Raw genomic sequence first — 351 nt, 5'->3', positions numbered from 1 at the left:
ACATATTATAAATTTATTTTTAGAAAGATCAGAAGATGCAATTCGCCAGGTAGAAGTAAAGTACGAAAAATTTTGCTTTAAGATTGCATGGAATATTTTATATAACACAGAAGATTCAGAAGAATGCGTAAATGATACGTGGCTGATAACGTGGAATAAGATTCCGCCCAAAACGCCAACAAAATTAGCTGCCTTTCTTGGAAAAATAACTAGAAATTTAGCATTGGATAATTTCAGAAAGAAAAATGCTTCAAGAAGAGCAGATACACATATGATGGATATTTGTGGTGAAGTGGAAAAACTGGAAAATACAATAAAGGATTATGTGGAAGAGGATATAAAGAAAAAGGA

The 351-nt window shown here is 31.6% G+C and carries 1 protein-coding gene; it reads left to right on the top strand.

Annotation, left to right across the window (positions count from 1 at the left end; all coding sequences use genetic code 11):
• Positions 1-351, top strand: a 351-nt coding sequence (locus LIR34_RS17705; RefSeq protein WP_173903432.1) for an RNA polymerase sigma factor, incomplete at both ends; no start/stop codon positions are given.

The sequence above is a fragment of the Blautia sp. MSK17_66 genome (assembly GCF_020538025.1).
GTDB lineage: Bacteria > Bacillota > Clostridia > Lachnospirales > Lachnospiraceae > Blautia_A.
Note: the sequence above shows the minus strand (reverse complement) of the source record. Positions and strands in the feature narration are given on the sequence as shown.